Source organism: Enterobacter sp. 3U4 (assembly GCF_057224565.1).
Map to the genome: position 1 here is coordinate 1,073,543 of NZ_CP136665.1, position 21,332 is coordinate 1,094,874.

Sequence of the window (21,332 nt, forward strand, 5' to 3'; positions counted from 1 at the left end):
TTGAGCGTGACTCCGTCCCGTTACTGTACTTCCTCATATTTTCCTTTGTCGTCCCACTGGTAAACCACGTAGTCAGAGACCTTCAGATCGCCTTTGCTGTCCCAGGCTTTTTTGCCCATCACCGTGTCGACGGAATTGGCCTTCAGCCACTCGCTGGCTTTGGCAGAATCCTTGCCGCCGGTGGCCTTGAAGGCCGCGGCAATGGCCTGTACGGAGGCATAGGAGTAAAGCGTGTAACCTTCCGGCTCGAATTTACCGGCGCGGAATTTCTCGATAACCGCTTTGCCGTCCGGGATCAGGCGCGGGTCTTTACCGAAGGTCATGTAAATGCCGTTGGTGTATTGCGGGCCGCCCGCCGCGGTCACCATCTCCTCGTTGACGATGCAGTCCCCGGAGAAGAATTTCGCCTGCACGCCCTGCTCACGCATCTGGCGAACCAGCGGTCCGGCTTCCGGGTGACAGCCACCGAAGAACACGACGTCCGGTTTTTGCGCGCCGATCTTGGTGACCAGCGCGTTAAAGTCTTTTTCACCGCGGGATAACCCCTCGTACATCACATCCTGAACCCCGCGTTTCGCCAGCGCCGCTTTGGTGGCGTCAGCCAGACCCTGACCATAGGTGTCTTTGTCGTGAATAATCACCACGCGTTTGGCTTTCAGCTTGTCGATGATGAAGTCGCTGGCAACCTGACCCTGCTGGTCGTCGCGGCCACACATGCGGAACATATCGCTCATGCCGCGTTCGGTGATCAGCGGGTTAGTTGAGCCGGGCGTAATCGCAATAATGCCTGCGTCGCTATACACCTCGGAGGCGGGCATTGTTGAAGAGGAGCAGAAATGGCCGACCACGGCGTTGACTTTATCCTGGTCAACTAATCGGTTGGCGACGGCGACGGCCTGCTTGGGCTCGCAGGCGTCATCCCCCTGAACCAGTTTGATCTTCTCACCGTTAATGCCGCCGGCGGCATTAATGTCTTCGGCGGCCTGCGTTGCGCCGTGCCAGTACTGATCGCCATAGGTCGCATTGGGACCCGTGAACGGCCCGGCCACGCCAATCACAATATCTGCCCGGGCGGAAAACGCCGTCACCAGGCAACCGGCCAGCACAAGAGAAAGAGGAGTTCTGATAAATTTCAGCGACATTATTATGTTCCTTAGCAAAGAGGTTTTTGCACCACGGCGTAAACCCGAACGCCCGACGGCGCAGCCAATCCGAAACACGAGCAAGAACAAAATGCACTAAACGAACAAGATACAGACGGCATCCTGCATATACGGCGAGATTTCCCTGCGCGGGGGCGCACAAAGAACGTTAAGCAAAAACGTTGCCAGAATGGTTAACCCATTGACGGGCATGCGACATGTTTGAGTATAGAGCGCCGCGTTATGCCGCCTTGCGGGAGGAGAAGAAATTACAGCGGAGATCACATATCGTTAACAATAAAGCCCATAAGTTGTGCAAAGGTCACGGTTTGCACGTTTTTGCAGCAATAAAGACCTAAACTTCAGCCCGGAGAGGCGTGAGATATGTGTTAGGATCGTTTCCTTTTTTGCAGGAGTATCAGCGATGACTGAAGGCCCATTGAATGAAAGCGAAATGGCGTGGCTTGAAGAGACGTTAATGTCTTACGGTCATGATGACGCGTCCGTGATTGACGTGTCCGAACTGGACGGCATGCTTACCGCAGTGCTTTCCGGTCCTGTTGTCGTTGAGCCAGATGCCTGGCTGGTGGCGGTTTGGGGTGGCGAGAAGTATATTCCGCGCTGGAAAAACGATCGTGAGATGAACCGTTTTATCGATCTCTGCTTTAAGCACATGAACGATATTGCCGAGCGCCTGAGCGAATACCCGGATCAATTCGAACCGATGTTTGGCTATAACGACGTGGACGGCGAGAGCTATACCGTGGTGGAAGAGTGGTGCTACGGCTATATGCGCGGCGTGGCGCTGACGGACTGGTCAGCCTTGCCGGAAGCACTGAAGGCCGATCTTGATACGATTGCGCTGCACGGTACAGAAGAGAACAGCGACAAGCTGGATGAACTGTCCGAAGAGGAGTATATCGCCAGCATCGAGAGCATCCAGCCTGCGGCGCTGCGCCTGTATAACTACTGGGTGAACAACCCGCAGCAGCCGGAAGCGAAGAAGCCTATTGTGAACGGCACGAAGGTCGGGCGTAACGATCCGTGTCCTTGCGGCAGCGGGAAGAAGTTTAAGAGCTGCTGTTTGCACTGATAAAAAAGGGGCTGATGACAGCCCCTTTTTTATTTAACCCACTTCCGGCAGCATCCCGGCTGCAATCAACACCTGCACCAGAATAATCACCACCCCGCAGCCAAACACAACGCACAGCAGCGGTTTTCCTCCCGCCACGCGGTAACCCTGCTGCGGATGCTGCTGGCGGCTTTTCCACGCCAGCAGGGAAGGGAGGAGGAGAGCAAGGATCGAGAGCGCCACCCCCGCATAGCCCAGCGCCATCACAAACCCGCGTGGATAAAACAGCGCGAACGCCAGCGGCGGCAGGAAGGTGATTGCGCCCGTCTGTAACCGTCCGGCCGCGGTATTGCGGCGCTGGAACAGGTCGGCCAGATAATCAAACAGGCCGAGCGCCACGCCCAGGAACGAGGTTGCCAGCGCCAGGTCGGCAAACAGGTGCACCGCCAGCTCTACGTGCGGGGAGGTGACAACCTCGCGCAGTGCCAGCAGAAAACCGTTCAGACCAGCGTGTTGCGCCATCAGCCCAATAAAGGTTGAAGAGTCAATGCTGCCCAGCGTCACCAGCTGCCAGAAAATATAGGCGATCAGCGGGATCGCGCTGCCGATCACAAAGACGCGGCGCAGTTTTCGGATATCGCCGTTCATATAGCTGACGATGCTCGGCACGCTGCCGTGGAAGCCAAACGAGGTGAAAATGACCGGGATCGCGGAGAGCGCCAGCCCTTTTTCCAGCGGCAGCGTCAGCAGGTTAACCTTGTGCACGTGCGGCGCCAGCAGCACCAGCATGACGATCAGGAAGAGAATTTTGGCGCTGAACAGAAAACGGTTAAACAGATCGACCAGCGATGTGCCCACGCAGACCACGCCGCCGCCGATGAGCGCAAAGAAGATAGCCCCCGTCGCTGGGGTAATGTCAGAGCCAAACCAGTCGTTGACGCTTGAGGCGATGAGCTCCCCGGCGCCGCTGATATAGGCGGCGGTCAGGGCGTACATCAGGAACATCATGCTAAAGCCGGTTATCCACTGGCCGTAGCGTCCAAGATAGCGCGCCGCAAGCGAACCCAGACCGGTGTCGGCAGGCACGTGCTGGTAAACCTCAAGCAGCAACAGCGCGGTGTAGCACATCAGCGCCCAGAGCGTACCCAGCAGCAGAAGGGTCATGCCGAATCCCACGCCCGCGGCTGCCAGGGGCATTGCCAGCATTCCTGCGCCAATTGTCGTTCCGGCGACGATAAAAATACTTCCCAGGGTTCTGTTTTTCACGCTTTCCTCTACAACGATGCTTAACCGCGACAAAATCTGCGGCGCAGAGTAAGGGAAAAGCCGCAACTCGTCAAATCACCGTTACAAGTGGTGTAATGAATGGTTTACAGATTAATATCCCTGCGATCCTTTTTAAGCTTATGTCTACCTCATAAGGGCAATGTTGCTGTACGACATTCCGGCGTAACGTAAACAATAAATATAAATTATCAAATTAAGTGAGGGTTTATGGCAGGGGAGAATCCCTTTACCGCGGCATGGAGCCGGGGAGGTAACCTGTTGTGCCATGGTCACTGGATAATCAGCTGGGAGAACCAACCCCTTAACCTTCCCGAGTCCCGCCGCGAAAAGGATATGGGCACCAGGGGGATCTATTCGGTTATTGATCCTGAAGATGAAACCTTTGCGCAAGGCTTACAGGAGGATGAGTGGATTATCGAGAATGTCGACTGGTTAACGGATATGTTCTTTGAGGTGGGTATTCCACTGGAGACGTCCAGCTACCGCTATTTTTACCAGGCCGTGAATCCCCATGACTGGCGTTGCACCAGCTGTGCGGGCTGTATGTAAATTAACGCGGTGCCGGAAACCGGCACCGCGCTGAAATTAATTCTGCGTATCGAGAGTGGAGAGTTCTTTATCAATAAAGTAAAGACCTTCGCCGGATTTACCCACCAGAGATAATTTATCCAGCACGGATTTAAACAGCTTCTCTTCTTCGTGTTGTTCAGCGACGTACCACTGCAGGAAATTAAAGGTTGGATAATCCTGGCTGGTCATCGCCGCATGAACCAGTTCGTTAATTTTCTGCGTGATCAGCTGCTCGTGCTCGTAAGTGGCGCGGAACAGTTCATCGAGAGAATTATACTCAGCAAACGGTGATGCCACGGTTTCAATGCGCGGCAGGCTGCCCGTATCCGTCAGATAATCAAACAGACGCTGCATGTGGGTCATCTCTTCCTGAGCGTGACGACGCAGAAACGCGGCAGCGCCTTCGAAACTGTGGTAGCTGCACCAGGCGCTCATCTGCTGGTAGAGGAGGGATGAAAAAAGCTCGAGGTTCATTTGCGCGTTGAGCTTGTCGGTCATTTCAGTTTTCAGCATGGTGACGCTCCGGGTTATTATTTCTGGTTCACGATGGGCGACACTATAATTTGTTATTTAATTATATGCAAAACGTAAATTTTTATTTTATTTATTTAAAATACGAATGGGAATAAAACGCATTGGCAATTTTTATAATTTATTAATGAGAATTATTTTTGTTCTTGATGAAATAAACTGCCAGCACACGCTGGCAGCTTCGATTAATACCAGGGATTAGTTGACTTAGGGTTAACGGCGTAACCCATACATTTGTACTGGATTGTCACGCTCTCGTTCAGACACAAAGAACCGCTCGTCAGGGTGCAGGTTTTAATGGGCTGACCATAGGCTGAGGCGGTGGCATACCCCATGCTCTGACACGCTTTTGCCGCCGTGCCGTTATTCACATACTCATCGGAATACGCATTTTGCAGCGCAGCCTGGCCGTAGTCGAGGCGGACGATGCCGTTCGGCGCGTCGAGGCTGCTGACTTCAGCCTGGCGGTTAATAGTACATCCCGCGAGCAGCAGGAGCGTGCCGGCTACAATGACTCTTTTCATGGTTCGCTCTGAGTGGATGGAAATACGTTATCGTACCCGCAGATGCCCGCTGCAATGGCTGGAATAGCCGGACAATCTGCCCTCACTCTTCGCAACGGGTCCGCGGTGAGCGCTTTCAGGCGACAGGCGGCAAATTGTGATGTTTGTCACAAAAGTATTGATTTTTGTGATGGTGGTCATATTATAAGCACGTTGACGATAAAGTTGTATAACAAGTTAATGGAGCATCATCGTGAAACTGCGCAAAATCCTGAAAAGCATGTGGGCCAATTACTGCCGCACCTTCAAAGACGTGCCGCCGGGCGCCATGTTCTGATAAAAGAAACCTGCTTCGGCGGGTTTTTTTGTACCTGCAGGCGATGAAGGGAAGATGTCAGGGGGCGTGTTTTGCTACTATGGCGGCCTTTAAATAAGGAGAAACCCCATGTCACAAAACCTGAGCGCCGATCAGGAACTGGTCTCTGACGTTGTTGCCTGTCAGCTGGTTATCAAACAAATCCTTGATGTTCTTGACGTAATTGCGCCGGTTGAAGTGCGCGAGAAGATGTCTATGCAGCTGAAAAACATCGATTTCGCCAGCCACCCCGCTGCCGCTGACCCGGTTACGCTTCGTGCAATCCAGAAAGCCATCGCGCTGATTGAACTGCGATTCACGCCGCAGGGTGAGTCCCACTGAAGCAGGGAAATGGGCGACGGCATGAGTCGCCCTTTGATGCTATCAGAAGAACGTCTGGACCAGCAGGTAGCTCGCCGCGCACGCGCAGCTTACCCCAATCAGCCCTGGCAGAATGAAGCTGTGGTTGATGATAAATTTGCCGATGCGGGTGGTGCCTGAACGGTCAAAGCCGATGCAGGCCAAATCGCTGGGGTAGGTCGGCAGAACAAAATAGCCGTATGACGCCGGGAAAAAGGCGATCAGCATTTTCGGATCGATGCCTAGCATGAGGCCCATAGGCGCAACGGCCGTCAGCGCCGCCGCCTGGCTGTTCACCAGTTTTGACACCAGAAACAGCACAATGGCATACGTCCACGGGTGGCTTTTCACAACGCCTTCCAGCGCCAGCTTTAACTCGTCGAGATGTGCCTGGAAAAAGGTATCGCTCATCCACGCCACGCCAAATACCGAGAAGATCGCTACCATACCGGCTTTGAACACCGCGCCGTTGGAAATCGCGGACGCATTGACCTTACAGGCCATCAGCATCACGGCGCCCGCAATTAACATCATCATCTGAATGACAAGGTTCATCGACAGCGCCGTCATTTTGCCTTTCAGCTCAAAGGCGGGGCGCAGTTCAGGGAAGGCGCCCAGCAGAACGACCACGGCAATTCCCGCAAAGAAAATCCACGTGGACCAGTAGGCCTGCTTTGGGAAACGCTGATTCATTAACGTCTCCGTACCGCCATAGATAAATTCGTGCTGCTTAGGGTCTTTCAGCTTTTCCTGAAACTCCACGTCGTCAGCCAAATCTTTCCCACGGCGTAAGCTCCACAGGGCCGCAATGGCCACGCCAAAAAGCGAAGCGGGAACCGACACGGCGAGAATTTCCAGGATCCCCCACGCGTGACCGATACCATGCTGTGCCGCCCGGATGGACACCAGCGACACCACGGCAACGGAAACGGGGGATGCCGTAATGGCCATCTGCGACGCGACCGATGCCACGGCCATGGGGCGCTCGGGGCGGATCCCTTTTTTCAGGGCGATATCCGCAATGATGGGGAACATGGTGTAGACCACATGCCCGGTGCCGCACAGAAAGGTCAGCATCCAGGTGGTGAAAGGGGCGAGCAGGGTGATGTGCTGCGGGTGCTTGCGCAGCAAACGTTCAGCAAACTGCATCATGACGTTGAGGCCGCCCGCAGTTTGCAGCGTAGCGGCACAGCCAATCACCGCGAGGATGGTCAGCATAACGTCTACCGGCGGCTTACCCGGTTGCAGACCAAAGACAAAACATAAAATAAAAAGGCCAATACCGCTAATTAACCCAAGCCCCATACCGCCGAAACGCGTACCCGTCAGCAGGCAGAGGAGAATGACAACAAACTCAATGGTGATCATGATGCTCCCTCGTCAATGATTATGTAACTAAATAAATCATCACACGTTGTGTGGTTAATCATTGGGAGCCAGATCTGATTTGTTAAATTTCAGCAAAAGCAGAAGGTTGGAGATGGGGAGAGAGCCTGCTTCCCCGGATGGGAGCAGGCCAAAAACTCAGTGGTGCTGCACCGCCACAATGTCGAGCAGGTGACGGTCGGTCTGCTCGGGACATAAACCCGCCTGCTGTGCATTATGGATCTCCTCCGCCAGCGTCTTCAGCAGCATGCCATCCTGCTGCTGTTCTTTGTCCATATCGCGTAAGAATCTGAGCGTCGTAATATCCTGCTGCGCTTTGGCTTCATCGGCCAGTTTGCTGAGCGTGCTGCAGCGTTGCTCGTACTCTTCAAGCGTTTTCTGAAACAGTTCTTCCAGGCAAGAGTAATTTTCATTGATCCCATCAAGGGCTTTAACGACAGGATTTGCCCCTGCGGCTTTCAGGAAGTTAAAGACACGCATCATATGGGTGACGTTACTTTGCGCCTGAGAGCGAAAGAATGTGGCAGACCCCGTGAGACTATTCTCGGCACACCACGCACTTAAATGAAGGTGCAGGTTCGAGGCGTAGAACTCAAGGTTCATCTGCGCGTTAAGTTTTTGCATCATCGTTTGGGTAGCCATACTCATATCCTTATTGACTGTGGGACGTGATGTCCGTTGCTTAACCTGAGCGCCAGGCAAATACGAAGAAAAGCAGAAATACGCTTTCTGCAGTAAACGAAGTCGACCGAAATTCACTTCCTGTGTTCGATATAAATAAGCATACCCTTGTCTGTGGTCTAAGAAAACTCTTAAATAGGCTGTGTTTACCATACATTACAAACTTTAATATAGTACATAAATACAATTAGCTTCCCATCGATTGCTTATTCATTAATTTACTGATAATTAAAGGTTTTTGTTGAATGGGTATACTGTTACTCTTTTGGGAATATTAAGCTGGAATAATCCTCCGTAAAATAATGAATTACGGATTGATTATTTCAAATATATGATGCATTAATAAAATTGCGCTAAATCAAATTCTACAAAATAAATAATGCTCCGGACGTGCTGCGTTTTTGATAAAAAACATGCTGCAGCTTTCTGACGTCTGGCGTCCTCACGCCTGTTACAGGCCATCAGGGATATCTTAGCTAATCTTATGGATAATCCTGCTTACCCTTGTTTCATTTGTCTGACATATCCTGCCTTTTTTATGTCATTTTTCGCTGAATTTATGTACGCAATTACTGTAATTCTGCGGTGTGATGGGGCTCTCTTATGGATGATTAATTTCCCGCTAAAACTATCACCAGCAATAACGCTTATGACGAGGTAAGCGCTAATGCCTTGTTTTAAGTCCGATTAAATAAGAAGCACGCATATATTCCCTACAGAAAAGAATGCTAAAGCTGGAGTTTACCATGCACAAATTTACTAAAGCGCTGGCGGCCATCGGTCTGGCTGCCGTTATGTCACAATCCGCTATCGCTGAGAATTTAAAACTCGGTTTTTTGGTAAAACAGCCCGAAGAGCCCTGGTTCCAGACGGAGTGGAAATTCGCCGATAAAGCCGGGAAAGATTTAGGTTTTGAAGTGATTAAAATCGCCGTGCCTGACGGTGAGAAAACCCTGAACGCCATCGACAGCCTGGCGGCCAGCGGCGCGAAAGGTTTTGTGATCTGCACGCCGGATCCAAAGCTGGGCTCGGCCATCGCGGCCAAGGCCCGGGGCTATGACATGAAGGTCATCGCCGTTGACGACCAGTTCGTTAACGCCAAAGGCAAGCCGATGGACAGCGTCCCGCTGGTGATGATGGCGGCGACCAAAATCGGCGAACGTCAGGGCCAGGAACTCTATAAAGAGATGCAAAAGCGCGGCTGGGATGTCAAAGAGACCGCGGTGATGGCCATTACCGCGGATGAGCTGGACACCGCTCGTCGTCGTACGACCGGGTCAATGGACGCGCTGAAAGCAGCCGGCTTCCCGGAAAAACAGATCTACAAGGTCCCAACCAAATCCAACGATATCCCGGGCGCTTTCGACGCCGCGAACTCAATGCTGGTGCAGCATCCAGAAGTCAAACACTGGCTGGTGGTCGGCATGAACGACAACACCGTGCTGGGCGGGGTGCGGGCGACGGAAGGTCAGGGCTTCAAAGCGCCTGACGTGATCGGGATTGGCATCAACGGCGTTGACGCCGTCAGCGAGCTGTCCAAAGCGCAGGCAACCGGCTTCTACGGCTCACTGCTGCCAAGCCCGGACGTTCACGGGTACAAATCCAGCGAGATGCTCTACAACTGGGTCACCAAAGGGGCTGAACCGCCGAAATTTACCGAAGTGACCGACGTGGTGCTGATCACCCGCGACAACTTCAAAGAGGAGCTGGCGAAAAAAGGACTGGGCGGGAAGTAAGACGCGGTGATTGTGCCCCTCATCCTTCGTGAGGGGCCTGACGTACACATTACAGGAATCACGGAGACGTTATGCAACAGTCTGATCCGTATCTCTCTTTTCGCGGCATCGGGAAAACCTTCCCCGGTGTTAACGCGCTGACCGATATCAGCTTCGACTGCTATGCCGGCCAGGTCCATGCCCTGATGGGGGAAAACGGTGCGGGAAAATCCACGCTGCTGAAAATCCTCAGCGGCAACTACTCGCCCACGACCGGTGCGCTGGCGATCCGCGGCGAAGAGGTCGCTTTTGCCGATACCACGGCGGCGCTCAATGCCGGGGTAGCCATTATCTATCAGGAGCTGCACCTCATCCCTGAGATGACCGTGGCGGAAAATATCTATTTAGGACAGCTCCCGCACAAAGGCGGCGTGGTGAATCGTTCGCTACTTAATTATGAAGCGGGGCTGCAGCTTAAACACCTGGGTCTGGACGTCGATCCCCAGACGCCGCTGAAATATCTCTCCATCGGCCAGTGGCAGATGGTCGAAATTGCCAAGGCGCTGGCGCGTAACGCCAGAATTATTGCCTTCGATGAACCCACCAGTTCGCTCTCGAAGCGTGAAATCGAAAATCTGTTCCGCGTGATCCGCGAATTGCGTCAGGAAGGCCGTACGATTCTGTACGTTTCGCACCGCATGGAAGAGATATTTGCCCTGAGCGATGCCATCACCGTATTTAAAGATGGACGCTATGTGCGCACCTTTACCGACATGGCGCAGGTGAACCATGACCAGCTGGTCCAGGCGATGGTCGGACGCGATCTGGGTGATATCTATCACTGGCAGCCGCGCCAGTACGGACCGGAACGCCTGCGCCTGGATAGCGTAAAAGCGCCAGGCGTCAGAACGCCGATTTCGTTATCCGTACGCAGCGGTGAAATCGTCGGCCTGTTTGGTCTTGTGGGAGCGGGGCGTAGCGAGTTGATGAAAGGTCTGTTCGGCGGTACCCGTATTACCGATGGGCAGGTCTCCATTGACGGCGAACGGGTAGATATCCAGAAACCGGCCCACGCAATCAGGGCGGGGATGATGCTCTGCCCGGAAGACCGTAAAGCCGAGGGCATTATTCCGGTGCACTCGGTGCGTGACAACATCAATATTTCCGCCCGCCGCAAGTTTATTCGCGCAGGCTGCCTGATAAACGATAGCTGGGAGTCGAGCAACGCCGACCACCATATTCGCTCGCTGAATATCAAAACGCCGGGGCCGGAACAGCTGATCATGAATCTTTCCGGCGGAAACCAGCAGAAGGCCATTCTGGGCCGCTGGCTGTCGGAGGATATGAAGGTCATTTTGCTGGACGAGCCGACGCGCGGTATCGACGTGGGGGCAAAACACGAGATTTATAACGTGATCTATGAGCTGGCAAAACGCGGCGTGGCGGTGCTTTTCGCTTCCAGCGATCTGCCGGAGGTGCTGGGCGTGGCCGACCGCATTGTGGTGATGCGTGAAGGCGAAATTGCCGGTGAATTACTTCATGAACAGGCGAATGAACAACAGGCGTTGAACCTCGCCATGCCTAAAGTCAGCCAGGCTGTCGCCTGAGTAAGGAGTTAATGATGTCCTCTGTTACTACATCCGGAGTGCCGAAGTCGAAGTCGGCGTTGAGCGTTGGGCGTATCTGGGATCAGTACGGCATGCTGGTGGTGTTTGCCGCGCTGTTTCTCGCCTGCGCGATCTTTGTCCCTAATTTTGCCACCTTCATTAATATGAAGGGGCTGGGGCTGGCCATTTCTATGTCCGGGATGGTGGCCTGCGGGATGCTGTTCTGCCTGGCCTCCGGCGATTTTGACCTGTCGGTGGCGTCGGTGATTGCCTGCGCAGGCGTCACGACGGCCGTGGTGATCAACATGACGGAGAGCCTGTGGATTGGCGTTTTTGCCGGTCTGCTTCTTGGCGTCATCAGCGGTCTGGTGAACGGTTTTGTTATCGCCCGTCTGAAGATTAACGCCCTGATCACCACGCTTGCGACGATGCAAATTGTCCGCGGGCTGGCCTATATTATCTCCGACGGTAAAGCGGTGGGGATTGAAGACGAGCGCTTCTTTACGCTGGGTTACGCCAACTGGCTTGGGCTGCCTGCGCCAATCTGGCTGACCGTGGCTTGCCTGATCCTGTTCGGCTTCCTGCTCAACCGGACCACCTTTGGCCGTAATACGCTGGCGATTGGCGGTAACGAAGAGGCCGCCCGTCTGGCAGGGGTGCCGGTCGTACGCACCAAGATTATTATCTTTGTGCTCTCAGGGCTGGTTTCCGCCGCCGCGGGGATTATTCTGGCGTCGCGTATGACCAGCGGCCAGCCAATGACCTCTATCGGTTATGAGCTGATCGTCATTTCAGCCTGCGTGTTAGGGGGCGTTTCCCTAAAGGGCGGCATCGGAAAAATCTCATATGTGGTGGCCGGTATCCTGATTTTAGGGACGGTGGAGAACGCCATGAACCTGCTGAATATTTCGCCGTTCTCTCAGTACGTGGTTCGTGGTCTGATCCTGCTCGCAGCCGTGATTTTCGACCGTTACAAGCAAAAAGCGAAGCGTACCGTGTAACCCTTTCTCCCGTATTTTATTGCTCAACTTATAACCTTAGTTGACCCCTGAACCGCCTCGCCAGTTTTGCTGGCGGGGCGGTTGTCAAATGGCGAGCCACGTCACACTGTCTATACTTACATGGCTATGAAAGAGGTAAAGGCGTTTACCTCTCGTCAACCGTAAGGAGGAAAAGGGTGGCTGACATGTTAACCGCACCGCCTGTACTGCCCGGACACTATGCTTTCTTTTTTGATCTCGACGGCACGCTCGCCGGGATAAAACCGCACCCCGATCAGGTGTCTATTCCGGAGGCGGTGTTACAGGATTTGCATCAGCTCTCGCTCATGAACGAGGGAGCACTGGCATTGATATCAGGGCGCTCAATGGCCGAGCTCGATCTGCTCGCCAGTCCTTACCACTTTCCGCTGGCCGGTGTACACGGAGCGGAGCGCCGCGACATCCATGATCAAACGCATATCGTTTCACTCCCCGACGCACTCACGCAAACGCTCCAGAAGCAGCTCTCTGCTGCGCTGGCAGGCTTGCCTGGCACCGAGCTGGAAGCCAAAGGGATGGCCTTTGCCCTGCATTATCGCCAGGCACCGCAGCATGAAGCCGCCGTGCTTGCGCTTGCGCAGAAGGTTGCGCAAGCGCATCCACAGCTGGCGCTGCAGCCGGGCAAATGCGTGGTGGAGTTAAAGCCTAAGGGGATTAATAAAGGCGCAGCCATCGCCGCATTTATGGCGGAGGCACCTTTCAAGGGCCGGACGCCTGTTTTCTTTGGGGATGACCTGACCGACGAGGCCGGGTTCCGTGTGGTTAATCAGGCCGGAGGGATCGCCGTTAAGGTAGGGCCTGGTGACACTGTCGCCGAATGGCGGCTGGCGGATGTCGCCAGCGTCTGGCAGTGGGTATCTGATATCGCTAACCAGCAACAACAACAAATAGCGCAAAACAAAGGGGGAAACCATTATGGGTCGCTTAGTCGTCGTCTCTAACCGAATCGCACCGCCTGATGATAAAAAAGCCAGTGCAGGTGGCCTGGCGGTGGGGGTGTTAGGTGCCTTAAAAGCCGCTGGCGGGCTGTGGTTTGGCTGGAGTGGGGAAATCAGTGAAGAGGAGAAGCCGCTCAAAAAGGTGACGCGCGGAAACATTACGTGGGCTTCATTTGCATTGAAAGAGAAAGACTACGACGAGTATTACTCGCAGTTCTCGAATGCCGTCCTGTGGCCTGCGTTTCACTATCGTCTTGACCTGGTTAAATTTCAGCGTGAATCCTTCGAAGGCTACTCGCGCGTGAATGCATTGCTGGCGGATAAACTGCTGCCATTAATAGAAGAAGACGATATTTTATGGATCCACGATTATCACCTGCTGCCCTTCGCGCGCGAGCTGCGAAAAAGAGGGGTGAATAACCGGATTGGCTTCTTCCTGCACATCCCGTTCCCGACCCCGGAAATTTTTACCGCGCTGCCGCCGCATGAAGAGCTGCTGGAGGCGCTGTGTGACTACGATTTGCTGGGCTTCCAGACGGAAAATGACCGACTGGCATTCCTTGACTCCGTGTCAGGGAAGGCGCGTCTGGTGACCAAAGGCGGGAAAACCCATACGGCGTGGGGAAAAACGTTCCACACCGAAGTGTATCCAATAGGGATTGAACCTGACGAAATCGCGGAGCAGGCCTCTGGCCCGCTGCCGCCGAAGCTGGCTCAGCTTAAGAATGAACTCAAGCACGTGAAAAATATCTTCTCGGTTGAGCGTCTTGATTATTCCAAAGGGCTGCCGGAGCGCTTCCTGGCATATGAAACGCTGCTGGATAAATACCCGCAGCATCACGGGAAAATTCGTTATACCCAGATCGCGCCGACGTCGCGCGGTGAAGTTCAGGCCTATCAGGACATTCGCCACCAGCTGGAGACAGAAGCAGGGCGCATTAATGGCCGCTACGGCCAGCTGGGCTGGACGCCGCTGTTTTACCTGAATCAGCATTTTGACCGTAAGATCCTGATGAAGGTCTTCCGCTATGCGGACGTTGGGCTGGTCACGCCGCTGCGCGACGGGATGAATCTGGTGGCGAAAGAGTATGTGGCGGCCCAGGATCCTGCCGACCCGGGTGTTCTGGTGCTTTCCCAGTTTGCCGGAGCTGCAAATGAGCTCACGTCGGCGCTTATTGTAAACCCTTACGATCGCGATGACGTGGCTAACGCGCTGAACCGCGCGCTGACCATGCCGCTCACGGAGCGTATTTCCCGCCATGCTGAAATGATGGAGACGATCCGTAAAAACGATATTAACCACTGGCAGGCGCGTTTTATTCAGGATCTCCGCGATATCGCCCCACAAAGCCATGAAGGCGATTTACAAAAAAAGATCGCAACATTCCCTAAACTTGCCTGATATTTCCCTGGGGGGTTAACGCCCCCCAAGCGGCACTAACAGAACATCAACCTGGCTTGACGCGACAATAGATTTCGCCGCGCAGGCCGCGCGCGATAAAAAGCTGTGGTTATGATTCCCGCATATCACTAAATCAATATTCTGTTTACGACACATATCGAGAATATGGGCATTAAGTTCTCCTGTCGCTATAACGGTCTCAAAGACAGGATAGTGTGCCTTTTCTACCAGCTCGCGCAGAAACTGCTGCGTTTCCTCCTGAAGTACCTCACGAATATCCTCCAGCATAGGGGCGGCCAGCTGATTATACATCTCCGGTTCAGCCGCAAGCGTAATGAGGCTGATGCGGGCATTGTGGGGTCTGGCAATGGAAACCGCCCGGGTGACGAGCTGATGGCTTTCTGGAGAAACAGCAACAGAAACAAGTAGATGGGAGTAACTCATGGCGCACTCCTTGGGTGTCTGAAAGACAGCGTTTGATCACCTTTACCGCGAATTCCCGGGTTCTGCAAGAGCTGATTACGACATTAGTGTGAAGCTTATCATAATTATTCATTAATTATTCTTATAAGAAGAATAACTGAAAAATGCCCCTAAATGAAAAAAATTAACAACTTAACGTAAATCACACAAATTCACGCTTTCACTGTTAAATCGTTTTGTCACGTTACAAAATCATTTCGAATGATCACGTTATGAAACATATTTTTTGTGCTACCTGCATAACTATATGTTTTTTCACGGTAAGAAAAATGTTTCCAGGAGAGGGGGTTGTTGTAAATGTTTCCGCGCGGCGCTTACGGCGGTCAAAGCACGTTGCATGCCAGTTCGGATCGCCCGTCTGCATGAGTATTCGTCAATTAAGAATACAAAACAGTACTGATTGGTTAAAAATTGAACAAATTACAAGTCATACTGATGGATTTATGGGTCATATTCACTTAAATTGTGTGACGTGGATCACATTTTTTTTAAATTTGAGGGTGGCTGGATTGTATGTGGCAAAACTGACGAGTAGAGTTTGCGTCGAATTAGGAAAAATCTTAGTTATTTGTAAGAAATGATAAAACATGTAAGAGACACATTCGCGGTTTCTCTCTTACGGGTTTCAATGAATACAAACCTAAATTCAACTATGCATTTAGCCTTTTCTTTTTTATACCGGGTGATTTCCCGGCGACATCACGGGGTGCGGTCTTTCCGCATAAAAATAATAGTTGGTTATTCGGGATGGGAACAATGCATACATCCGAGTTGCTAAAACATATCTATGACATCAATTTGTCGTATTTACTGCTCGCGCAGCGTTTGATTAGTCAGGACAAGGCGTCCGCGATGTTTCGTCTGGGTATTAACGAAGAGATGGCAACCATGTTGGGCGGTTTAACCCTCCCGCAGATGGTTAAACTGGCTGAAACGAATCAACTGGTTTGCCAGTTCCGTTTCGATGATTCGCAGACAATAACGCGTCTGACGCAGGAGTCCCGTGTAGACGATCTTCAACAGATCCATACCGGTATTCTTCTTTCCACTCGCTTGCTTAACGAAATCAGCCAGCCTGATGACGTAGCCCGCAAGAAAAGGGCCTAGCAATGAGCGAGAAAAGCATTGTTCAGGAAGCGCGTGACATACAGTTAGCCATGGAGCTGATAACACTGGGTGCTCGTTTACAAATGCTGGAAAGCGAGACTCAGTTGAGCCGTGGTCGTCTCATCAAACTGTACAAAGAGTTACGTGGTAGTCCCCCGCCGAAAGGCATGCTGCCGTTTTCTACCGACTGGTTTATGACGTGGGAGCAGAATATTCACGCTTCCATGTTCTGTAATGCCTGGCAGTATCTTCTCAAAACCGGTTTGTGTAGCGGCGTTGACGCCGTGATCAAAGCGTACAAACTTTACCTTGAACAATGCCCACAGCAGGAAGAAGGCCCTCTGCTGGCGCTGACCCGCGCATGGACGCTGGTGCGTTTTGTTGAGAGCGGAATGCTTGAACTGTCGCGCTGCAACTGCTGCGACGGCAATTTTATTACCCATGCTCATCAGCCTGCAGGCAGCTTCGCCTGTAGTTTATGTCAGCCTCCATCCCGAGCAGTAAAAAGACGTAAACTTTCCCGGGATGCTGCCGATATTATTCCACAACTGCTGGATGAACAGATCGAACAAGCTGTTTAACCCGAACGTGTGGGAAAGATTCCAGCAGCGGTAAGCAATTACCGCTGCTTTTTTTTACCCCGCAAACGGTAAACGCTGCGAGCTGGACGTCCTTGCCATAGTCACTAGCGGAAGGATGATGTCGTGCTTATCTTATTAGGTTACCTGGTAGTTCTCGGTACAGTTTTCGGCGGTTACATGATGACCGGCGGGCACCTTGGAGCACTCTATCAACCGGCTGAACTTATTATCATCGGCGGCGCAGGGGTAGGGGCTTTTATCGTTGGCAACAACGGTAAATCGATCAAGGGCACGCTGAAAGCGATTCCGTTGCTGTTCCGTCGCTCGAAATACACCAAAAGCATGTATATGGATCTGCTGGCACTGCTCTATCGCCTGATGGCGAAGTCGCGTCAGCAGGGGATGTTCTCGCTTGAACGGGATATTGAAAACCCGAAAGAGAGCGAAATTTTTGCCAGTTATCCGCGCATTCTTGCCGATGCCATGATGCTGGACTTCATCGTCGATTATCTGCGACTGATCATCAGCGGCAACATGAACACCTTCGAAATCGAAGCGCTGATGGACGAAGAGATCGAAACCCATGAAAGCGAATCTGAAGTGCCGGCCAACAGCCTGGCGCTGGTCGGCGACTCGCTTCCGGCATTCGGTATCGTTGCTGCGGTAATGGGGGTGGTTCACGCCCTGGCCTCGGCAGACCGTCCGGCAGCCGAGCTCGGCGCGCTGATTGCCCATGCGATGGTGGGGACTTTCCTCGGTATCTTGCTGGCGTATGGCTTCATCTCTCCGCTGGCAAGCGTACTGCGCCAGAAGAGCGCGGAAACCACCAAAATGATGCAGTGCGTGAAGATCACGCTGCTCTCTAACCTCAACGGTTATGCGCCACCGATCGCGGTTGAGTTTGGCCGTAAAACGCTTTACTCCAGCGAGCGTCCGTCGTTTATCGAGCTTGAAGAACACGTGCGTGCGGTGAAAAACCCAAACCAACAGACGACAACTGAGGACGCATGAAAAACCAGTCCCATCCGATCGTCATCGTAAAAAAACGCAAGCACAAGGGCGGTGGGCATGGCGCGCACGGCTCGTGGAAAATCGCGTACGCCGATTTTATGACCGCAATGATGGCGTTCTTTCTGGTGATGTGGCTGATCTCCATCTCCAGCCCAAAAGAACTGATCCAGATTGCCGAGTATTTCCGCACGCCGCTGGCAACGGCGGTGGCCGGCGGGCCGCGTATCTCTAACAGCGAAAGCCCGATTCCGGGCGGCGGCGATGATTACACCCAGCAGAAGGGTGAGGTGAAAAAAGAGCCGAACATCGACGAGCTGAAGAGAAAGATGGAACAGGCTCGCCTGAAGAAACTGCGTGGCGATCTCGACCAGCTGATTGAAGCGGATCCGAAGCTGCGCGCGCTGCGACCACATCTGAAGATCGACCTGGTGCAGGAAGGCCTGCGTATTCAGATTATCGACAGCCAGAACCGCCCGATGTTTAAAACCGGGAGTGCGGAAGTTGAACCGTACATGCGCGATATTCTGCGTGCTATTGCACCTGTGCTGAACGGCATTCCTAACCGAATCAGCCTGTCAGGACACACGGACGATTTCCCGTACGCCAGTGGGGAGAAGGGATACAGCAACTGGGAACTTTCTGCCGATCGTGCCAACGCCTCGCGTCGCGAGCTGGTGGTAGGTGGGCTTGATGATGGCAAGGTACTGCGCGTAGTCGGCATGGCCGCAACCATGCGCGTTTCCGACCGCGGGCCGGATGATGCCATCAACCGTCGTATCAGTCTTTTAGTGCTGAACCAGCAGGCGGAGCAGGCCATCCTGCATGAAAACGCCGAAAGTCAGAATGAGTCACTGGACGATTTAAAACAGCCTGGGGCCGTTCCTTCGGCTGCCGTTCCAACATCGCCACCAGCCAATCCGAGGTGATAGCGTGAGCATGGATATTAGCGATTTTTACCAGACATTCTTTGATGAAGCCGACGAATTGTTGGCCGATATGGAGCAACACTTGCTCGATCTGGTGCCCGAAGCACCGGATTCCGAGCAGCTCAATGCCATCTTCCGTGCGGCGCATTCTATTAAAGGCGGAGCCGGAACGTTTGGATTTACCATCCTGCAGGAAACGACCCATTTAATGGAAAACCTGCTTGATGACGCACGACGCGGTGAGATGCAGCTCAATACCGACATTATCAACCTGTTTTTGGAAACCAAAGATATTATGCAGGAACAGCTCGACGCCTATAAAAGTTCGGCAGAGCCTGATGCCGCCAGCTTTGAATACATCTGCAATGCGCTGCGCCAGCTCGCCCTGGAAGCAAAAGGTGAGGTCGCTGCAGCCGTTGTCCCTGCGGCGAAACTGAGCGTTGTCGATGCGGTTGCTGCCGACGAGGCCGCGCCAGCAGCTGCACAAGCGGGCAAACTGCGCGTTGTGCTGTCACGCCTGAAAGAGAATGAAGTTAACTTGCTGGAAGAAGAGCTGGGTAACCTGGCGAAATTAAGCAACGTGGTAAAAGGCAAAGACAGCCTGGCCGCGACGCTTGATGACGGTATTGGCCAGGACGATATCGTGGCGGTTCTGTGCTTTGTGATTGAAGCTGACCAGATCGCCTTCGAAACCGAAACGGCTGCGGTTGACGTCCCTGCCGCTGCGGAAGAGGTGGCCGTTGTCGCTCAGGCCGCAGCACCGGCTGTGGCCCCAGCGGCCCCGGCGCTGAAGGCAGTGCCAAAAGAGGCCGCTGCGCCTGGCCGTGGTGAGAAACCTGCCGCGCGCTCCAGCGAGTCAACCAGTATCCGCGTTGCCGTTGAGAAGGTTGACCAGCTTATTAACCTGGTTGGCGAGCTGGTGATCACCCAGTCGATGCTGGCACAGCGTTCTAACGAGCTGGACCCGGTCACCCACGGCGATCTGATTACCAGCATGGGCCAGCTGCAGCGTAACGCCCGCGACCTGCAGGAATCGGTCATGTCCATCCGTATGATGCCGATGGAATACGTCTTCAGCCGCTTCCCGCGCCTGGTCCGCGACCTTGCCAGCAAGCTGAATAAACAGATTGAACTGACCCTGATGGGCAGCTCAACCGAACTGGATAAGAGCCTGATCGAGCGCATTATTGACCCGTTAACGCACCTGGTGCGTAACAGCCTCGACCACGGTATCGAACTGCCGGAAAACCGCATTGCCGCCGGAAAATCCCCGGTCGGCAACCTGATCCTCTCTGCGGAACACCAGGGCGGGAACATCTGCATCGAAGTGACCGATGACGGCGCGGGTCTTAACCGCGAGCGCATCCTGGCAAAAGCGATTTCGCAGGGGATGGCGGTCAATGAAAACATGACCGACGAAGAAGTGGGCATGCTCATCTTCGCGCCGGGCTTCTCTACCGCAGAGCAGGTGACCGACGTGTCCGGGCGCGGCGTAGGCATGGACGTGGTGAAACGTAACATCCAGGAGATGGGCGGCCACGTTGAGATCCAGTCTAAACAGGGTTCCGGCACCACCATTCGCATCCTGCTGCCGCTGACGCTGGCGATCCTCGACGGCATGTCGGTCAAAGTGGCGGACGAAGTCTTTATCCTGCCGCTGAACGCCGTGATGGAATCCCTGCAGCCGCGTGAAGAAGATCTGCATCCGCTGGCGGGCGGCGAGCGCGTGCTTGAAGTGCGCGGTGAATACCTGCCGCTGGTGGAACTGTGGAAAGTGTTCGAAGTGGACGGGGCAAAGACCGAGGCCACGCAGGGCATCGTTGTGATCCTGCAAAGCGCGGGCCGCCGCTACGCGCTGCTGGTCGATCAGCTGATTGGCCAGCACCAGGTGGTGGTGAAGAACCTCGAAAGCAACTACCGCAAAGTGCCGGGTATTTCTGCCGCCACCATTCTGGGTGATGGTAGCGTGGCGCTGATCGTCGACGTGTCGGCGCTTCAGGGATTAAATCGTGAACAACGTGTGGCGTACACAGCCGCCTGATTAAGTAGAAGGTAATAACATGACCGGTATGAGTAATGTAACGAAACTGGCGGGCGAGCCATCAGGGCAGGAATTCCTGGTATTCACTTTAGGCGATGAGGAGTACGGCATCGATATCCTGAAAGTGCAGGAAATCCGTGGTTACGACCAGGTTACCCGCATCGCTAACACGCCTGCTTTTATTAAAGGTGTCACCAACCTGCGTGGCGTTATTGTGCCCATCGTGGACCTGCGCGTGAAGTTCAGCCAGGGCGACGTTGACTATAACGACAACACCGTGGTGATCGTTCTCAACCTGGGGCAGCGCGTGGTCGGTATCGTGGTGGATGGCGTATCTGATGTGCTTTCCCTGACCTCTGACCAGATTCGCCCTGCGCCGGAGTTTGCGGTCACGCTGTCGACCGAATACCTGACCGGCCTGGGCGCGCTCGGCGAGCGTATGCTGATTCTGGTGAACATTGAGAAGCTGCTGAACAGCGATGAGATGGCGCTGCTGGATATCGCCGCGAGTCACGTAGCGTAGGTAAATGCAAAACGGCAACCCAGGTTGCCGTTTTTTGTGTTTGCTCCCTCTCCCACAGGGAGAGGGCTGGG

Annotated in this window: 22 protein-coding genes; 15 read left to right on the top strand and 7 right to left on the bottom strand. The window is 53.7% G+C overall.

Translation table 11 applies throughout. The annotated features are described in order from the left end of the window. Window positions 1-20: 20 nt before the first annotated feature. The gene (locus tag RVY89_RS05065) at window positions 21-1,142 is read right to left on the bottom strand and encodes a branched-chain amino acid ABC transporter substrate-binding protein (protein ID WP_484827091.1); all 1,122 of its coding nucleotides are present in this window, start codon (window positions 1,140-1,142) and stop codon (window positions 21-23) included. 424 nt (window positions 1,143-1,566) lie between these two features. Between RVY89_RS05065 and RVY89_RS05070 the strand changes: the two genes are divergently transcribed. Beyond that, the gene (locus tag RVY89_RS05070) at window positions 1,567-2,235 is read left to right on the top strand and encodes a YecA/YgfB family protein (protein ID WP_484827092.1); all 669 of its coding nucleotides are present in this window, start codon (window positions 1,567-1,569) and stop codon (window positions 2,233-2,235) included. 33 nt (window positions 2,236-2,268) lie between these two features. On the opposite strand, the gene tyrP is transcribed toward RVY89_RS05070, so the two are convergent. Further along, the gene (tyrP, locus tag RVY89_RS05075; RefSeq protein ID WP_024909783.1) at window positions 2,269-3,480 is read right to left on the bottom strand and encodes a tyrosine transporter TyrP; all 1,212 of its coding nucleotides are present in this window, start codon (window positions 3,478-3,480) and stop codon (window positions 2,269-2,271) included. 228 nt (window positions 3,481-3,708) lie between these two features. Between tyrP and RVY89_RS05080 the strand changes: the two genes are divergently transcribed. Next, window positions 3,709-4,050: a hypothetical protein gene (locus RVY89_RS05080; protein ID WP_484827093.1), complete on the top strand. Its 342-nt coding sequence runs from the start codon at window positions 3,709-3,711 to the stop codon at window positions 4,048-4,050. 36 nt (window positions 4,051-4,086) lie between these two features. Here RVY89_RS05080 and ftnA read toward each other — a convergent pair whose 3' ends face one another. Then, a complete protein-coding gene (ftnA, locus tag RVY89_RS05085; RefSeq protein ID WP_484827094.1) occupies window positions 4,087-4,584 on the bottom strand; it encodes a non-heme ferritin in 498 nt (165 codons plus the stop codon). A gap of 203 nt (window positions 4,585-4,787) precedes the next feature. Then, window positions 4,788-5,126: a YecR family lipoprotein gene (yecR, locus tag RVY89_RS05090; protein ID WP_371898710.1), complete on the bottom strand. Its 339-nt coding sequence runs from the start codon at window positions 5,124-5,126 to the stop codon at window positions 4,788-4,790. A 232-nt stretch (window positions 5,127-5,358) separates the two neighbouring features. On the opposite strand from yecR, the gene azuC reads away from it, so the two are divergent. Then, window positions 5,359-5,442 (top strand): stress response protein AzuC, encoded by an 84-nt coding sequence (azuC, locus tag RVY89_RS05095; protein WP_014884364.1) that lies wholly within the window; start codon window positions 5,359-5,361, stop codon window positions 5,440-5,442. A gap of 108 nt (window positions 5,443-5,550) precedes the next feature. Then, a complete protein-coding gene (locus RVY89_RS05100) occupies window positions 5,551-5,802 on the top strand; it encodes a DUF2766 family protein (RefSeq protein ID WP_473713381.1) in 252 nt (83 codons plus the stop codon). Window positions 5,803-5,844: 42 nt separating this feature from the next. Here RVY89_RS05100 and RVY89_RS05105 read toward each other — a convergent pair whose 3' ends face one another. Together RVY89_RS05105 and RVY89_RS05110 are read right to left on the bottom strand one after the other, a co-directional pair. After that, window positions 5,845-7,188, bottom strand: coding sequence for an anaerobic C4-dicarboxylate transporter (locus tag RVY89_RS05105; RefSeq protein WP_484827095.1), 1,344 nt, complete (start codon window positions 7,186-7,188; stop codon window positions 5,845-5,847). A gap of 156 nt (window positions 7,189-7,344) precedes the next feature. Continuing rightward, window positions 7,345-7,848, bottom strand: coding sequence for a non-heme ferritin-like protein (locus RVY89_RS05110; protein WP_484827096.1), 504 nt, complete (start codon window positions 7,846-7,848; stop codon window positions 7,345-7,347). A 785-nt stretch (window positions 7,849-8,633) separates the two neighbouring features. Between RVY89_RS05110 and araF the strand changes: the two genes are divergently transcribed. The 5 genes from araF (at window position 8,634) to otsA (ending at window position 14,589) form a co-directional block, all read left to right on the top strand. After that, on the top strand, window positions 8,634-9,623 hold the full coding sequence (gene araF / locus RVY89_RS05115) for an arabinose ABC transporter substrate-binding protein AraF (protein WP_008500409.1): 990 nt from the start codon (window positions 8,634-8,636) through the stop codon (window positions 9,621-9,623). A 71-nt stretch (window positions 9,624-9,694) separates the two neighbouring features. Continuing rightward, window positions 9,695-11,209, top strand: a complete 1,515-nt coding sequence (gene araG, locus RVY89_RS05120; RefSeq protein ID WP_371898707.1) for an L-arabinose ABC transporter ATP-binding protein AraG — start codon at window positions 9,695-9,697, stop codon at window positions 11,207-11,209. Between the two features lie 11 nt (window positions 11,210-11,220). Beyond that, the gene (gene araH / locus RVY89_RS05125; RefSeq protein ID WP_371898706.1) at window positions 11,221-12,210 is read left to right on the top strand and encodes an L-arabinose ABC transporter permease AraH; all 990 of its coding nucleotides are present in this window, start codon (window positions 11,221-11,223) and stop codon (window positions 12,208-12,210) included. A gap of 176 nt (window positions 12,211-12,386) precedes the next feature. Beyond that, window positions 12,387-13,190: a trehalose-phosphatase gene (gene otsB, locus RVY89_RS05130; protein WP_371898705.1), complete on the top strand. Its 804-nt coding sequence runs from the start codon at window positions 12,387-12,389 to the stop codon at window positions 13,188-13,190. Further along, on the top strand, window positions 13,165-14,589 hold the full coding sequence (otsA, locus tag RVY89_RS05135) for an alpha,alpha-trehalose-phosphate synthase (protein ID WP_484827097.1): 1,425 nt from the start codon (window positions 13,165-13,167) through the stop codon (window positions 14,587-14,589). Before otsB ends, otsA begins: the two co-directional genes overlap by 26 nt. A 15-nt stretch (window positions 14,590-14,604) precedes the next feature. Here otsA and uspC read toward each other — a convergent pair whose 3' ends face one another. Then, a complete protein-coding gene (gene uspC, locus RVY89_RS05140) occupies window positions 14,605-15,033 on the bottom strand; it encodes a universal stress protein UspC (protein WP_484827098.1) in 429 nt (142 codons plus the stop codon). 795 nt (window positions 15,034-15,828) lie between these two features. On the opposite strand from uspC, the gene flhD reads away from it, so the two are divergent. The 6 genes from flhD (at window position 15,829) to cheW (ending at window position 21,261) form a co-directional block, all read left to right on the top strand. Continuing rightward, window positions 15,829-16,179 (top strand): flagellar transcriptional regulator FlhD, encoded by a 351-nt coding sequence (gene flhD / locus RVY89_RS05145; protein WP_008500415.1) that lies wholly within the window; start codon window positions 15,829-15,831, stop codon window positions 16,177-16,179. A gap of 2 nt (window positions 16,180-16,181) precedes the next feature. Further along, a complete protein-coding gene (gene flhC / locus RVY89_RS05150; RefSeq protein ID WP_013096051.1) occupies window positions 16,182-16,760 on the top strand; it encodes a flagellar transcriptional regulator FlhC in 579 nt (192 codons plus the stop codon). Window positions 16,761-16,883: 123 nt separating this feature from the next. Continuing rightward, window positions 16,884-17,771 carry a flagellar motor stator protein MotA gene (gene motA / locus RVY89_RS05155; RefSeq protein WP_008500417.1) on the top strand — a complete coding sequence of 296 codons (888 nt, stop codon included), beginning with the start codon at window positions 16,884-16,886 and terminating at the stop codon, window positions 17,769-17,771. After that, a complete protein-coding gene (gene motB, locus RVY89_RS05160; RefSeq protein WP_032658606.1) occupies window positions 17,768-18,697 on the top strand; it encodes a flagellar motor protein MotB in 930 nt (309 codons plus the stop codon). The genes motA and motB overlap by 4 nt, the downstream gene beginning before the upstream one ends. A 4-nt stretch (window positions 18,698-18,701) precedes the next feature. Further along, window positions 18,702-20,738, top strand: coding sequence for a chemotaxis protein CheA (cheA, locus tag RVY89_RS05165; RefSeq protein ID WP_484827099.1), 2,037 nt, complete (start codon window positions 18,702-18,704; stop codon window positions 20,736-20,738). 19 nt (window positions 20,739-20,757) lie between these two features. Further along, window positions 20,758-21,261, top strand: a complete 504-nt coding sequence (cheW, locus tag RVY89_RS05170; protein WP_008500420.1) for a chemotaxis protein CheW — start codon at window positions 20,758-20,760, stop codon at window positions 21,259-21,261. Window positions 21,262-21,332 lie beyond the last annotated feature (71 nt).

What these genes read in the sequence shown, in the direction of transcription:
- araH (WP_371898706.1), top strand. Translation starts at nt 11,221, where the DNA reads ATGATGTCCTCTGTTACTACATCCGGAGTGCCGAAGTCGAAGTCGGCG.
- ftnA (WP_484827094.1), bottom strand. Translation starts at nt 4,584, where the DNA reads ATGCTGAAAACTGAAATGACCGACAAGCTCAACGCGCAAATGAACCTC.
- otsA (WP_484827097.1), top strand. Translation starts at nt 13,165, where the DNA reads ATGGGTCGCTTAGTCGTCGTCTCTAACCGAATCGCACCGCCTGATGAT.
- RVY89_RS05110 (WP_484827096.1), bottom strand. Translation starts at nt 7,848, where the DNA reads ATGGCTACCCAAACGATGATGCAAAAACTTAACGCGCAGATGAACCTT.
- araF (WP_008500409.1), top strand. Translation starts at nt 8,634, where the DNA reads ATGCACAAATTTACTAAAGCGCTGGCGGCCATCGGTCTGGCTGCCGTT.
- RVY89_RS05070 (WP_484827092.1), top strand. Translation starts at nt 1,567, where the DNA reads ATGACTGAAGGCCCATTGAATGAAAGCGAAATGGCGTGGCTTGAAGAG.
- RVY89_RS05100 (WP_473713381.1), top strand. Translation starts at nt 5,551, where the DNA reads ATGTCACAAAACCTGAGCGCCGATCAGGAACTGGTCTCTGACGTTGTT.
- flhD (WP_008500415.1), top strand. Translation starts at nt 15,829, where the DNA reads ATGCATACATCCGAGTTGCTAAAACATATCTATGACATCAATTTGTCG.
- uspC (WP_484827098.1), bottom strand. Translation starts at nt 15,033, where the DNA reads ATGAGTTACTCCCATCTACTTGTTTCTGTTGCTGTTTCTCCAGAAAGC.
- motB (WP_032658606.1), top strand. Translation starts at nt 17,768, where the DNA reads ATGAAAAACCAGTCCCATCCGATCGTCATCGTAAAAAAACGCAAGCAC.
- RVY89_RS05065 (WP_484827091.1), bottom strand. Translation starts at nt 1,142, where the DNA reads ATGTCGCTGAAATTTATCAGAACTCCTCTTTCTCTTGTGCTGGCCGGT.
- RVY89_RS05105 (WP_484827095.1), bottom strand. Translation starts at nt 7,188, where the DNA reads ATGATCACCATTGAGTTTGTTGTCATTCTCCTCTGCCTGCTGACGGGT.
- RVY89_RS05080 (WP_484827093.1), top strand. Translation starts at nt 3,709, where the DNA reads ATGGCAGGGGAGAATCCCTTTACCGCGGCATGGAGCCGGGGAGGTAAC.
- cheW (WP_008500420.1), top strand. Translation starts at nt 20,758, where the DNA reads ATGACCGGTATGAGTAATGTAACGAAACTGGCGGGCGAGCCATCAGGG.
- flhC (WP_013096051.1), top strand. Translation starts at nt 16,182, where the DNA reads ATGAGCGAGAAAAGCATTGTTCAGGAAGCGCGTGACATACAGTTAGCC.
- araG (WP_371898707.1), top strand. Translation starts at nt 9,695, where the DNA reads ATGCAACAGTCTGATCCGTATCTCTCTTTTCGCGGCATCGGGAAAACC.
- yecR (WP_371898710.1), bottom strand. Translation starts at nt 5,126, where the DNA reads ATGAAAAGAGTCATTGTAGCCGGCACGCTCCTGCTGCTCGCGGGATGT.